This is a genomic window from Massilia sp. BGA-UO-ETr-WB1 (assembly GCF_059567845.1).
The window spans coordinates 809,345-822,116 of the sequence record NZ_JCAQOT010000023.1 but is presented as its reverse complement, the minus strand read 5'-3'; the positions used below and the strand labels follow the sequence as shown (position 1 = coordinate 822,116).

Below are 12,772 nucleotides of genomic sequence, written 5' to 3'. Positions count from 1 at the left end.
CCAAAAAACGGGGTCAGTTCCGGCATCGCGCCAAAATGGCGCGATGCCGGAACTGACCCCGTATATTTTTAAGCGGCAAAGAAGCGGTACAGGGTCTCGGTGAAGTAGGTATCGCCGGGGCGCAGGATGGTGCTTGGCCACTCGGGGTGGTTGGGCGAGTCCGGGTGGTGCTGGGGTTCCAGGCACAGGCCGGTGCGGTACTCGTAGCTGCGGCCCTTCCCTTTCAGCGTGCCGTCCAGGAAATTGCCGCTGTAGAACTGCAGGCCCGGCTCGCGCGTGAACAGTTCCAGCACGCGGCCGGACTGCGGGTCGCGCAGCGTGGCGGCCAGGCCCAATTCGCCGCTCTGGTTGTTCAGCACCCAGTTGTGGTCGTAGCCTTTGCCGTTGGCCAGCTGCGCCTCGCCGTCGCCGATGCGGGAACCGATCGCTTGCGGCGCGCGGAAGTCGAACGCGGTGCCGGCCACCGGCGCCAGCTCGCCCAGCGGGATCGATTTGCCGTCGATCGGCGTGTAGCGGTCGCCCTGGATGGTGAGTTCGTGGCCGAGGATGTCGCCCTGCCCCGCCAGGTTGAAGTAGGCGTGCTGCGTGAGGTTGACCGGCGTGGCCTGGTCAGTCACGGCGGTGTAGCGCACCCGCAGTTCGCTGGCATTGTTCAGCTCATACACCACTTCCACCCGCAGGTTGCCGGGGTAGCCCTGTTCGCCGTCGGCGCTCAGGTACACCAAGGTCAGGCCGACCGAATCGGGCGCCACGAAGGGCGTGGCTTGCCACACTTGCTTGTGGAAGCCTTGCGCGCCGCCGTGCAGGTGGTTTTCGCCGTCGTTCACGTCCAGCTGCACGGTGCGGCCGTCCAGCTCGAAACGGCCGTGCTTGATGCGGTTGCCGTAGCGGCCGATCAGGGCGCCGAAGTACGGCACGTCGCCGCAGTACGGCGCCACGCTGTCGAAGCCGTGCGTGACGTCGGCCAAGCGGCCGTCGCGGTCCGGTACGTGCAGCTCGGTGACGATGCCGCCGTAGTTGGTGATCTTGACGGTCATGCCGTTGCGGTTGGTCAGCGTGTACAGGTTGACCGGCACGCCCTCAGCCGCGCCCCCCGTGGCGGTGCCGAACGGCGCTTCGGTGATGCGCAGTTCCATCACGCCTCCGACGCTTTGCCGAACACCGGCATGCCCTGCTCGTCCCAGCGCAGGGCCTTGACGAAGGTGTGGCGGTCCGGGTTCCACAGCGGGTCGCCGACGATTTCAGTGTAGGTGCGCGCGTGGTAGACCAGCAGCACGTCGTCGTTGTCGCCGTAGGTGAAGCTGTTGTGGCCGGGGCCGTAGATCTTGCCTTCGTAGCAGGTGCGGAGCACGGGCTCCTGCGACTTGGTCCACGAGGCCGGGTCCAGCAGGTCGGCGTTTTCATCGGCCCACAGCAGGCCCATGGCGTAGTTCTCGTCGGTGGCGCTGGCCGAGTAGCTGATGAAGATCTTGCCGTTGCGCTTGAGGATGGACGGGCCTTCGTTGACCCAGAAGCCGCGGATCTCCCAGTCGAACTCCGGCTTGCTCAGCATGACCGGCGGACCGCCCAGTTGCCACGGGGTTTTCATCGGCGCGATGTAGAGGTTGGAGTTGCCTTCGATGGCCACGTCCTTCTGCGCCCACAGGTAGTACAGCTGGCCCTTGTGGGTGAAGGTGGTGGCGTCCAGGCAGAAGGTGTCGATGCCGGTGTCGATCCGGCCCATGAACTCCCACTCGCCTTCCAGCGGGTTGGCGTTCTGGTTGCGGATGGCGTACATGCGGTGCTGGAACAGCTTGTGCTTGATCTCGCGGCTGGGCGCGGCGGCGAAATAAACGTACCAGGCGCCCTGGTTGTAGTGCAGCTCGGGCGCCCAGACCAGTTCGCTGTACGGGCCGGTTTCGGGCTTGAACCAGGCGTCGACCTTCTCGGCGTCGGCCAGGCCGGCGATGGTGCGCGCGCGGCGCAGCTCGATGCGGTCGTACTGCGGCACCGAGGCGGTGAAGTAGTAGTAGCCGTCGGTGTGCTTGTAGATGTAGGGATCGGCGCGTTGCTCGATCAGGGGCTTGAGGGTTTCAGCCACGTGGTTCTCCGTTTTCTAAAAATTAGCTTGCAAGGGTCGGCCTGCAAGGGTCAGCTAGCTACATAGCCTTGCGTTTTCATTTCGGCTTTCACTTCCGTGTAGTACTTGTCGCTGATGCGGTATTTGAACATCAGCAGGCCCATCAGGAAGTGGAAGAAGCCGGGAATTATGGACAGCATCAGCGCGATGCCGGTGAGCGCGAACGGGGTCTGCTCCTGGTTGGGCTGGTAGTTGAAGTAGGTCAGCAGCACGCCCACCAGCACGCCGGCCACGCCCATGCCCGCCTTCTGGCACACGGAAATGCCGCCGAAGGCGAAGCCGGAGACGCGCTTGCCGGTTTTCACCTGGCCGTAGTCGATGGTCTCGGCGATGGCCGACCAGAACACCGGCGCGTGCAGGTCCACCACGAAGGACAGCAGGAAGTACAGCACGAAGGCCAGCATGATGTCGCCCGGCTTCACCAGCGCGTAGATCAGCACGCTGATGATGGCCACGCCGATCTGGCTGTAGCGGAACAGCTTGACCTTGCAGTAGAACTTCGTGATCCAGGTGGAGGCGATCATCGACAGGATGGCCGCGCCCACGCCGATGGACATGAAGGTGGACACCACGGCGGTGTCGCCGCCCAGGTAGTACTTGGCGTAGTAGATGGCCACCGAACCGCGCAGCACGTAGCCGATGGTACCGGTAACACAGACGCCGCACAGGATCAGCCACTGGTCATTGCGCAGCAACAGCTTGAGCTGCAGCCACAGCGACTGGCGCTCGACCACGTGGGTCACGCGCTCGGTGGTGGTGAAGAAGCAGAACAGGAACAGCGCCACGCCCATGGCGGCCATGACGGCCATGGCGGCCTGGTAGCCGGCGGCCGGATTGCCGCTGCCCCAGCGCTCGGCCAGCACCGGCACCACGATGGTGACCAGGAAGCCGGCGATCTTGGCGAAGAACAGGCGGTAGCCGTTGGCCGACAGGCGCTCCTGCGGGTCGCTGGTCAGGCTGCTCGGCAGCGAGATGTAGGGGATGCCGACGCCCGCCGTCATGATGGTCATCAGGATGTAGGTGGAATAGGCCCACAGCAGCTTGGCGTCGTAGCCCCAGTCCGGGGTGGAGAACACGAAGAACACGCTGATGCCGTAAGGGACGGCCAGCAGCAGGAAGTACGGGCGGTAGCGCCCCCAGCGGCTGGTGAAACGGTCGGTGATCTGGCCCATCACCAGGTCGGCGGCGGCGCCGACGAATTTCACCACCAGGAACAGCATCGCCAGGTCGGCCGTGTGCAGGCCGTAGATGTCGGTGTAGAAGAAGGTGATGATCAGCATCATCGAGGAGATCACCACGTTCAGCGCCATGTCGCCGGCGCCGAAGCCGATTTTTTCCAGCGTGCTTAGCTTTTGGGTATGCATAATTGTTCCGATACAGGTGCGAATCAAAAACTACAAAAGCCGCCGGGCTTTGCGGCGCGGCGGCTCCGGCGGTTAGCGGGCATTGCCCCGCTAACCCGCCCTACAGTAACGCGAATTACATCTTCCAGCGCAGCGACAGGCCGATGGTGCGGTCGTAGCGGCGCACGTCGCGCGGGTTGGTCTCGATGCCGTGGTAGTCGTTGTAGGTACGGTCCAGCAAGTTCTCCACGTCCAGCGTCACGCCCATGTTGTCGTTGATCTTGTACGACAGCGACGCATCGGCGGTCTTGATCGGCTTGACGATCAGGTCCAGGCCCAGGGCGCGGTAGTTGTACGTGTCGACGAAGCGGCTGCGCCAGTTGTAGGCCACGCGGGCCGACCATGGACCGCGCTCATACAGGCCGACGATATTGTAGGCGTTCTTCGACATGCCCTGGAAAGGATTCTTCTTGCCATCCTCCATCAGGTGGCCCTTCATGTAGGTGTAGTTCGCTTCCAGGCCGAATCCGCTCAGCCAGCCGGGCAGGAAGTCGTAGAACTGGCGGTAGCCCAGTTCGATGCCTTCCAGCTGGCCATCGTTCACGTTGCGCGGACGGTCCATGCGGTAGGTCTTGCCGTCGATCTGTTCCAGGCTCAGGCGGCGGATCACGTAGTCTTCGAACTTGTGCTTGAAGACGGTGGCGGTCACGCTGCCGGTCGGGGCGAAGTACCATTCCAGCGCCGCGTCCACGTTCTTGCCGGTGATGGGCTTCAGGTCCGGGTTGCCGCCGCTGCCGTCATAGATGCCTTCCGAGTTCGGCGTGGCGCCCAGCGAGACGCCCGGGTTGAAGTCGCCGAAGTTCGGACGCTGGACCGCTTTGCCGGCGGTCAGGCGGGCGATCAGGTCCTTGCGCAGCGTGGCTTTCAGGGTCATGTTGGGCAGCACGTCGGTGGTGGACACGTCGCGGTTGACCGCCACCGGGTTGCCGTTGATGTTGCTGAAACCGTTCACGTCCAGCTCGGTGCGCACCACGCGCACGCCGGCGGTACCGTCGAACTGGATGCCGAAGGCGTCGAAGCCGAAGCGCGTCTTGCCGTAGAAGGCGGTGGTGTCTTCACCGTTGCGGTACAGCGAGTACGGATCAGGCGCGGTGCGGCCGTCGCGGCCGTACAGCTTGCGGATCGCGTCGATGTTGGCGTGCTGGTAACCGGCGCAAGCCACCAGCCACTGGTTCATGCCGTAGTCGTTGGCCAGGTTCATCGATGGGCACAGCATGCCCGGCAGCGAGGTCACGGCTGGCGCGTTGGCCGGCGCCGGCAGGAAGTTCATGCTTTCATGCTGGTACGACGCCTTGCGCTGGGCCAGGCGCACGCCGGCGCTGAATTCGCGGAAGAAGCTCTCGTCGCCGTTGTTGTAGACGGCGTCCGCGCGCCAGTCGTTCGACTGGCCGCCCGAGGCCTGCCAGTTGTCGATGAAGGCGCCCAGCTTGTAGTTGGCCGGGTTGGTCATGTCGTAACCCGGATAGTTGAAGTAGGCGCCGCCGTTGACATAAGTGCTGCCTTCGATCCTGGTCGGGCTGGCGGTCATTTCCAGGATCGGGAATTCCTGCTTCCAGCGGCTGTTGACGCGGGAGAATTCGGTGGTCACGCGCAGATCCGGGGTCACGTCCCAGCGCGCGCCGATGGCGCCCTGGTGGCTTTCCGAGTCATCCTGCGGGGCCTGGTTGGAGCTGAGCGCGAACAGGCCGTTCGGATTGCTGGAGCTAACCGTCGCCACCTGCTTGGTGCCGGGGAAGAAGGTGTAGGTCGAGTTCGGGTTCCAGCCCACGCCGCCCAGGAAGAACTGGCGCTCCATGTCGTGGTCGATGCGGGTGGACCAGCCTTCGGCGTACAGTTCCAGCGCGCGCGACGGACGCCATTGCAGGGCCCAGTTGGCCGACAGGCGGACCCGCTTGCCCAGCGCGTTCACATGGCCCAGGTCGATCGGACCGGTGGCTTCCGGGTCGCCCGGCACCAGCTTGGCCGGCGGCGCGCTCCAGGTCACTTCGTCGTGGTAGTTGCCCTTCTGATAAGACAGGCCGAGCAGCGCGCCCACGTCGCCGAAGTCGGTCTTCCAGCGGTTCGAGACCATGCCCGACGCTTGCGGGTCGTTGGTCTTGGCCTTGTCGCGGTTTTCCACGCGGCCGGCCAGGTTGGCGGTGAAGCCCTTGAAGTCGAACGGACGCGAGGTGCGCACGTCGATCACGCCGGCGGTGCCGCCTTCGACCATGTCCGCGCTCTGGGTCTTGTAGACGTCCACGCGCTGCAGCATGGTGGTTGGAATGTCGGCCAGGAACAGGCTGCGGCCGTTCGAGGTGTAGATCTCGCGGCCGTTCAGCAGGGTCACCAGGCCGGGCAGGCCGCGCACGATGACGGAGCTGGCTTCGCCCGACTCGCGGCGGATCTGCACGCCGGACACGCGGCCCAGCACTTCGGCCACGTTCTTGTCCGGGAACTTGCCGGCTTCTTCGGCGACGATGGAATCGATCACCTCATCGGCGTTGCGCTTGATGGTTTGCGCGCTCTGCGCTGCCTTGCGCACGCCGGTCACGGTCACGACCGGTCCGGCCGCATCGGCGGCGGCTTGCGCCTGTTGCGCCCAGACGGAGGCGCTGCTCAGCAAGCCCGCCGCGAGCAGCGAACCGACAGAAGCTTTCAAGATAAAAGTAGAAGTTTTGGCCGCGATTGGGCCGGTGGTCCGTTCCATAAAGGTCTCCGTCTGTTTTAATTATGTAGGCAGGTTGTTCAACTCACCAATCCTGCCAGTTCGGAAGCCATCTTATGACGGCAGTGCGAATTCAATCCAATCAATTTTTAACCGTTTCCGATATCGTTTTTGGTATCGTTGCGAGCGTGTGCGCGCCGAGACCTTACCATACCGCCGCACTATACTGGACCCAATCAGCCCATGGATAAGGACGCCCGTGCGGAAAACGCCCAAGCCGCTGGCCATACCGGCCATACTGGCCGTGCTGCTCGCCATGCCCCCCCCCCCGGCGCGGGGCGCCGAACAGCAGTTGGATGCGTACAACACTTATTTGTCGCCCCCCTTCCCGCCACGTGCCGCGCCAGCCCCTGATGCTGGCCGGCAAGCTGAGGGCCATCCCGGACCGGGCGCGCCGCCGTTTGCGCGGCGCCTGCTCGTCGGTCCGCACCGCAAGGCGCTGCTGCTGCGCCTGAACGCCGCGCTGGCCGCCCTGCCCTGCGACGCGCCATGGCGCGCCAGCGCCGCCCGCCACCAGCTTGCGCTGGCGCCCTGCACACGATAGCAACCCGCTGTCACGCGCTTGTCATTCAAGCAATGTAAAGTCTTGCCGTTATTATTAACCGACGGAAGCATTGCAATGACCAACAATAAGATCCTGGCGGCCGCCATCGCCTCCTTAACCGCGATGACCGCAGCCGGCCTGGCAGGCTGCTCCAACGACGCCGCGCCGCCCGCGCCGGCGCCGGCGCCCTACGCCGAAGGCACCACGGTCACCCTGGCCCTGCTGGAAACGACCGACCTGCACGCCAACGTCATGAGCTACAACTATTACTCGCTGGCGGAAGACGCCACGCTGGGCGTGGAGCGCACCTCCACCCTGGTGCAGGCCGCGCGCGCCGAGTTCCCCAACAATATCCTGCTCGACAACGGCGACACCATCCAGGGCACACTGCTGGGCGACCTGCAGGCGGTGACCGCGCCGGTGCCGTGCAGCGCCACGCTGGCCATCCACAAAGCCATGAACAGCATGAAGTTCGACGCCGGCGGCATGGGCAACCACGAGTTCAACTACGGCCTGCCCTACCTGAGCCAGGTGACCAACACCGACTTCGGCATCCCCGGCGTGAGCAAGCCGGCCGGCAACTGCGGTGCCCCCGCCTTCCCGCTGGTGCTCACCAACGTGACCGCCGTGGCCGGCGACAAGCCCATCTTCTCGCCCTACACCCTGCTGGCGCGCGAGTTCGCCGGCACCGGCCCGGACGGCAAGCCGGTCAGCGTCAAGCTGAATATCGGCGTGATGAGCTTTGTGCCGCCGCAGATCCTGGAGTGGGACCAGAAGAACCTGGCCGGCAAGGTGGCCGTGAGCGGCGCGGTGGAAGCGGCGCGCAAATACGTGCCCGAGCTGCGCGCCAAGGGCGCCAACCTGGTGGTGGCGCTGTCGCACGGCGGCATCGACACCAGCGCCTACAGCCCGAAAATGGAGAACGCCAGCTACCACCTGACCACGCCCGGCATGGACATCGACGCGCTGATGATAGGCCACTCGCACCTGATCTTCCCGAAAGGGAAAGAGACCGGCGCGGCCGCGCTGGACCCGTCCTTCGCCACCTTGCCCGCCAGCGCCAGTGTGGACGGCGTGAACGGCTTCGTCAACGGCGTGCCCACCGTGATGGCGCAGAGCTGGGGACGGCGCCTGGGCATCATCAAGCTGCAGCTGGTGTACCAGGGCGCGAAATGGGTGGTTGTGCCGGGCAAGACCACGGTGGAATCGCGCGGCTTCAAGTACACCGACGGCACCACCAACGTGAAGGCCGATCCGGCCATCGCCGCGCAGGTGGCCAGCGAACACGCCGCCACCATCGCCTACGCCAAGCAGCCGCTGGGCGTGAGCACGGACTTCCAGATGTCGGCCTACTTCGCGCTGGCCGGCGATGTGAGCGCCATCCAGCTGGTGAACCAGGCGCAGATCGACTACGTGAAGAACTTCATCGCCACCAGCACCGACGCCACGCTGGCCGGCTACAAGGCCATCCCCGTGATCTCGTGCAGCGCGCCGTTCAAGGCCGGCCGCAACGGCCCATCCGACTTTACCGACGTGGCGCCAGGCGCCAGCGCGGCGGCGCCGGTGGGCCTGCAGGTGCGCAATCCGGGCGACCTTTACCTGTACAGCAACAACAACCTGCAGGCGGTGAAGATCAAGGGTTCGGACCTGAAGGCCTGGCTGGAGACGGCGGCGCGCCAGTTCGGCCAGATCGATCCGGCCAAGACCACGGAGCAGGACCTGGTGCCGAGCTACGGCACCATCTACAACTACGACGTGTTCTACGCCGAGAACAACGAGCTGAAATACCAGATCGACGTGACCAAGCCGGCCGGCAGCCGCATCGTGGGCCTGACCTACAAGGGCAAGCCGGTGGCGGACGCGGACGACTTCATCGTGGCCACCAACGACTACCGCGCGGGCGGCGGCGGCGCGGTGCCGGGCATCGACGGCAGCAAGACCATCATCAAGTCGCCGGACGCGAACCAGACCGTGGTGAGCAACTACCTGCAGGCGCTGGGCAAGAGCAGCGGCAAGGTGACCCTGGCGGCCAACGGCAGCGCGCGCAGCTGGAGCTTTGTGAAGGTGGCCACCGCCGGCCCGGTGATCCTGCGCTCGGCGCCGGGCCACCTGGCGCAGGCCAAGGCCAGCGGCCTGGCCAGCGTGACGGCCGAAGGCGGACTGGATGCCAGCGGCTTCGCCAAGTACACGGTCGATCTGAGCAAGTGATGCCGGCCTTGACGTCCTCTCCGTCCTAAAGGACGGAGATTCCTGCAGCCAGCGTCGCACGTCCGCGACGGAGAATGTTTAACGCAGCATTGTGATCACGATCATGTCCAGCACCGCAATCACCGCACCGCCATTCTCTCACTCCAAGGTCTGCGATACCTTTCGGCCGCGAGTCCGGCATGGCGCCGCAGCTCGAGCAGATCTGGGTGGTGAAACGTTCGTCCACTTCCTCGAACCAGGCGCCATGCTTAACAGCCTTGTACGCCAGTTGATTGCGAAAGGACGACCAGCCTGCATCAAGCACCGACTTCGCCATGCTGGTTTTGGCGAGGGCGGCGGCATGGACATTGCCAACCACGATGTAGTCGTAAGCGCGCACCATTCGCGCGGAGAGCTTGTGGAGAAAATCGCGGCGCCGATTGGCAATCCTGGCATGGATGGCCTTGACCTGTCGCGCTTTGCGCGCGCGCTGCGCCACTGCCAGCGCCGCCTCGGCCTCGCGGTATATCTGCGGCGCGGCGATCTTCTCGCCATCCGACAGTGTCACGAAGTCTGTCAAGCCCAAGTCGATGCCGACGCCGCGTACTGGCATCCGGGCGGGCGGCTCCGCCACCTCGAGCACGATGTTCAGAAACCAATTGCCAAGCCGGTCGCGCGAAAAATTGGTACCGTCAAGGATTTTCCCTTCCGGCAATGGCCGCGAGTAAAACACGCGAAAGGTATTGCCTGCAAAACGGAAAGCGTTGCCCTCCCGCTTCAGTTCGCGCCCTTTGAGCGGCACCCAGCCCAAAGACTTCCTGCCACGATAGCGCAGATAGGCGCGGCGAGACTGGCTGCGCGATTTTGCATACTGCTGGCACACATCATTCACCGTGCCCGAGTGCAGTTTCAGTTCCTTGCTGCAGCCGGTGGTCAACTTGATCAGATCAAAACCGCTATGCCAGGGCCGACTAAAGCGCAAAGCATCCTTCTGCCTGTCGTTGCAGTAGTTCCACACGAAGTTGACTGCCCGCGCCTGCTGGTTCAGCAAGCCCGCCAGAGACTTCACTCGATAACGATAGACCAGTTTCATACTAGTTTGACCTGCGGAACCCAATTTGGTTCCGTACTCATCACGCGAGTCCGGCGGCTTCTTTCAATCCCCGTCCTGAAGGACGAGGTTTCTCGGAGCAAAATCAGATGAAAAGCGCACATCTGCTGGCGGGTGCATCGGTGATACTGGCGGGCGCGGTGCTGGTGTGGAGCACGCACGCGCCCGCGTCGGCGGAGGCGCCTTCGGCCGCGCAGATCGAGGCGGCCGCCATGGCGGCGGCGCAGACCGGCAATCCCGAAGCGCGCCAGCAGCTGCAGCGCTGGGCGCGGCAAGGCTTGCCGGTGGCCGAGCGCGAACTGGGCACGCTGTACCGCAAGCAGCCGGAGCGCCAGGGGGCGGCGAGGCAGCTGCTGGAACACGCGGCGCGCGCAGGCGACGCCGAAGCGGCGTTCCAGCTGGGCGAACTGCTGCGCGCCGGCTTGCCGGCCCAGGGCGGACAGGCTGCGCAGCCTGGCGCGCCCGAGCAAGCCTGGCCTTGGTACCGGCAAGCGGCCGAGGCGCGCCACGCCAAGGCCGCGCTGACCCTGGGCCAGCTGGCCGCCAACGGCGACGGCGTGCGCAAGGACGCGGCGGAGTCGGCCAAGTGGCTGGCCCTGGCCAGTGAGCTGGGCAACGCGCATGCCATGTTTTTGCTGTCTAACGCCTACCGCTACGGCGTGGGCGTGGAGCGCGACGAAGCCAGGGGATTCCAGCTGCTGGAAGACGCCGCCGAGCACGAGTACCCGCCGGCGCTGCAGGACCTGGCGCTGGCGGTGCAGAACGACGACGCGCTGCGCGCCAGTCATTTGCTGAAGGAAGCGTCGGAGCACCGGCGCAACAATTGGAACAAGTACTAGCGCCAGTGACCGCTCCCGGGACTCAAGCACTACCTTGGCCGGTAGTCAGCCCACAGTCATGCGAACACCCAGCACAGCTGCAGCTCTTGCTGCGCTCATTGCTGATGTAAGCGGACTTCCCGTGGAAGACGGCATCAATTCTCCACGTGCATGAATCCCGACGGCACGCCCGTTGGGTGTTAACCAAAGCAGTCCGCTGTCGCCAAAAAAAGTACCAGGAGCGTCAACTTTGAGTATCAAGTCGCAATGTTCGCCAAGCGCGCTGGCATCGATTCCCACTATGGTAGCGGTTCGTGCCTGCGTACTTGAGCCTGGCGCGTCGAGCGCGCTGACACCGACAACGCGTGTGTTCAGCAAGGTGCGGAGATCGGAGACCACGCTGAGCGGTTTGCTGGCCCTGGCGCGCGAAATAAGAGATGAATCATGCAAGTCAAACAGGCCGCAATCGACATATCCAGCGCTCCCTTTAATTCGGAAACCGGGTGAAAAGACGGCATAGGCACTCATACCTGCATTTGTGAACTTCCGAAGAGGCGCTGCATATACCCAGATTTCCGACGGCGTTGCTGCATTCCCGTCAGTTCCCTTCAGACAGTGCGCGCAGGAGATCCCAAAATACTTGTCCCCATTCACGCCAAAGCAGGTCATTGTTCCCTGAGTCGCACCATCGAAAATGATGAAGGGCCTCGACGCATTCTGCTCAACCATCTTTGGCCATACCAGAACATCGCTTTTCCACACCTTTTTCCCGGCTTTGATTGTCTTTGGAATTCGATCCTTAGGCTCAAGCTCCTTTAGCGGAATCTTCTCGCGCACCAGGACTGTAATGCCAAGTTGTCCCTCGGGCTCCCCACGGCGCATTTTGACCCCAATCATCGATCCAAGAACATTCCGTCTGTCCGAGACACTGCTGTCGATATGGAACCGATCACGCTGCAGTTCTTCTGCAAGTTGCCTGGTCGTTTCCTTGCGCGGGCCGGCCTCTTTCATTTTGTCTCTAGCCGCTTTAAGGTGGTTTTGGCGCCATCCTGGACAATTTCGTAAAGCTCATAGTCCGGAAGGTCGGGTTTCTCGGGTTGAGAATCTGCGAAGTGTTTCTGAAGCTGATCCGCCCATTGATGAACCAGTTGCACTGCAGCCGCCATCTTTGTCGCACCTGATTCGGGTATCGCCATCTTTGCGAGTACCGCCGCCTGCGCTTTGACGATTGCTAAGTTCTGGTCTGCCAAGGGAAGCTTCGCCGGGTCCTGAAGATTTGCGGCAGCCTGCGCAAGCGCGGATTGGGCACTATCCACTTTCTTACGATCCTGGGCTGTTAACGCATTCAACAGCGAATCCTGCTTCGCCAGTTGAGCCTTCATATCATCAGCAACAACGGCTACACCTTTCCCGATCTCGATAGGTGATTTGCCCGACTGGGCAATTCCGGCGCGAACGCTGTCTGCTTCAGCGCGGGTCTTAAGCGCACCCGCGTGCGCGGTCATCAAACCGCCCACCGACGCTAGCAGTTCTGCAAATTTAGGATCGGTCTCTTGACCAAAGGAGGTTAGCTGGCCATTTGCCAAGGCAAGGGTAAGTTTGGCAGACCCCAGGCCGGACCGGGGGTCGGCGTATATGATGCGTTGGTTGTCCGGCAAATAGACAATCGACACGTCAACAGGCTTGTCTTTGCTTCCGGTCCGAGATACCAGGACGTACGGTTTGGTGCCATAGATCGGAATCCCCGTCTTCACACTAAGAGCGGGGTCGGAGTAGAAATTTACCCCTGCACATCCCGCTAAAGACGCGGCCACGAAAGAAATTACGACGATCCGCTTTGCCAGAATCGAATGCATGTAGTTCTCCTATTCTTAAAATAATCCGGA

The 12,772-nt window shown here is 63.4% G+C and carries 10 protein-coding genes; 3 read left to right on the top strand and 7 right to left on the bottom strand.

The genetic code is table 11. The features are described from left to right. Positions 1-68: 68 nt before the first annotated feature. From AC56DV_RS12050 to AC56DV_RS12035, 4 genes are all read right to left on the bottom strand, one after another. Positions 69-1,136: an aldose epimerase family protein gene (locus AC56DV_RS12050; protein ID WP_496314515.1), complete on the bottom strand. Its 1,068-nt coding sequence runs from the start codon at positions 1,134-1,136 to the stop codon at positions 69-71. Then, positions 1,136-2,080 carry a glycoside hydrolase family 43 protein gene (locus tag AC56DV_RS12045; protein ID WP_496314514.1) on the bottom strand — a complete coding sequence of 315 codons (945 nt, stop codon included), beginning with the start codon at positions 2,078-2,080 and terminating at the stop codon, positions 1,136-1,138. Before AC56DV_RS12045 ends, AC56DV_RS12050 begins: the two co-directional genes overlap by 1 nt. A gap of 50 nt (positions 2,081-2,130) precedes the next feature. Further along, a complete protein-coding gene (locus tag AC56DV_RS12040; protein WP_496314513.1) occupies positions 2,131-3,483 on the bottom strand; it encodes an MFS transporter in 1,353 nt (450 codons plus the stop codon). A gap of 115 nt (positions 3,484-3,598) precedes the next feature. After that, a complete protein-coding gene (locus tag AC56DV_RS12035) occupies positions 3,599-6,160 on the bottom strand; it encodes a TonB-dependent receptor (protein ID WP_496314512.1) in 2,562 nt (853 codons plus the stop codon). Between the two features lie 265 nt (positions 6,161-6,425). Between AC56DV_RS12035 and AC56DV_RS12030 the strand changes: the two genes are divergently transcribed. Both AC56DV_RS12030 and AC56DV_RS12025 read left to right on the top strand, forming a co-directional pair. After that, on the top strand, positions 6,426-6,770 hold the full coding sequence (locus AC56DV_RS12030; RefSeq protein ID WP_496314511.1) for a hypothetical protein: 345 nt from the start codon (positions 6,426-6,428) through the stop codon (positions 6,768-6,770). A 75-nt stretch (positions 6,771-6,845) separates the two neighbouring features. After that, positions 6,846-8,978 (top strand): bifunctional 2',3'-cyclic-nucleotide 2'-phosphodiesterase/3'-nucleotidase, encoded by a 2,133-nt coding sequence (locus AC56DV_RS12025; protein ID WP_496314510.1) that lies wholly within the window; start codon positions 6,846-6,848, stop codon positions 8,976-8,978. Between the two features lie 25 nt (positions 8,979-9,003). Here the strand turns inward: AC56DV_RS12025 and AC56DV_RS12020 are convergent, their stop codons facing one another. Then, the gene (locus tag AC56DV_RS12020; RefSeq protein WP_496314509.1) at positions 9,004-10,050 is read right to left on the bottom strand and encodes an RNA-guided endonuclease InsQ/TnpB family protein; all 1,047 of its coding nucleotides are present in this window, start codon (positions 10,048-10,050) and stop codon (positions 9,004-9,006) included. A gap of 107 nt (positions 10,051-10,157) precedes the next feature. Between AC56DV_RS12020 and AC56DV_RS12015 the strand changes: the two genes are divergently transcribed. Further along, on the top strand, positions 10,158-10,907 hold the full coding sequence (locus tag AC56DV_RS12015) for a tetratricopeptide repeat protein (RefSeq protein ID WP_496314508.1): 750 nt from the start codon (positions 10,158-10,160) through the stop codon (positions 10,905-10,907). 45 nt (positions 10,908-10,952) lie between these two features. On the opposite strand, the gene AC56DV_RS12010 is transcribed toward AC56DV_RS12015, so the two are convergent. Together AC56DV_RS12010 and AC56DV_RS12005 are read right to left on the bottom strand one after the other, a co-directional pair. Continuing rightward, on the bottom strand, positions 10,953-11,897 hold the full coding sequence (locus AC56DV_RS12010; RefSeq protein ID WP_496314507.1) for a hypothetical protein: 945 nt from the start codon (positions 11,895-11,897) through the stop codon (positions 10,953-10,955). Continuing rightward, positions 11,894-12,742 (bottom strand): hypothetical protein, encoded by an 849-nt coding sequence (locus AC56DV_RS12005; RefSeq protein WP_496314506.1) that lies wholly within the window; start codon positions 12,740-12,742, stop codon positions 11,894-11,896. Before AC56DV_RS12005 ends, AC56DV_RS12010 begins: the two co-directional genes overlap by 4 nt. Positions 12,743-12,772 lie beyond the last annotated feature (30 nt).

Excerpts from the sequence above, each read along its gene's own strand:
- AC56DV_RS12050 (WP_496314515.1), bottom strand. The coding sequence starts at position 1,136 with ATGGAACTGCGCATCACCGAAGCGCCGTTCGGCACCGCCACGGGGGGC.
- AC56DV_RS12025 (WP_496314510.1), top strand. The coding sequence starts at position 6,846 with ATGACCAACAATAAGATCCTGGCGGCCGCCATCGCCTCCTTAACCGCG.
- AC56DV_RS12020 (WP_496314509.1), bottom strand. The coding sequence starts at position 10,050 with ATGAAACTGGTCTATCGTTATCGAGTGAAGTCTCTGGCGGGCTTGCTG.
- AC56DV_RS12005 (WP_496314506.1), bottom strand. The coding sequence starts at position 12,742 with ATGCATTCGATTCTGGCAAAGCGGATCGTCGTAATTTCTTTCGTGGCC.
- AC56DV_RS12010 (WP_496314507.1), bottom strand. The coding sequence starts at position 11,897 with ATGAAAGAGGCCGGCCCGCGCAAGGAAACGACCAGGCAACTTGCAGAA.
- AC56DV_RS12040 (WP_496314513.1), bottom strand. The coding sequence starts at position 3,483 with ATGCATACCCAAAAGCTAAGCACGCTGGAAAAAATCGGCTTCGGCGCC.
- AC56DV_RS12015 (WP_496314508.1), top strand. The coding sequence starts at position 10,158 with ATGAAAAGCGCACATCTGCTGGCGGGTGCATCGGTGATACTGGCGGGC.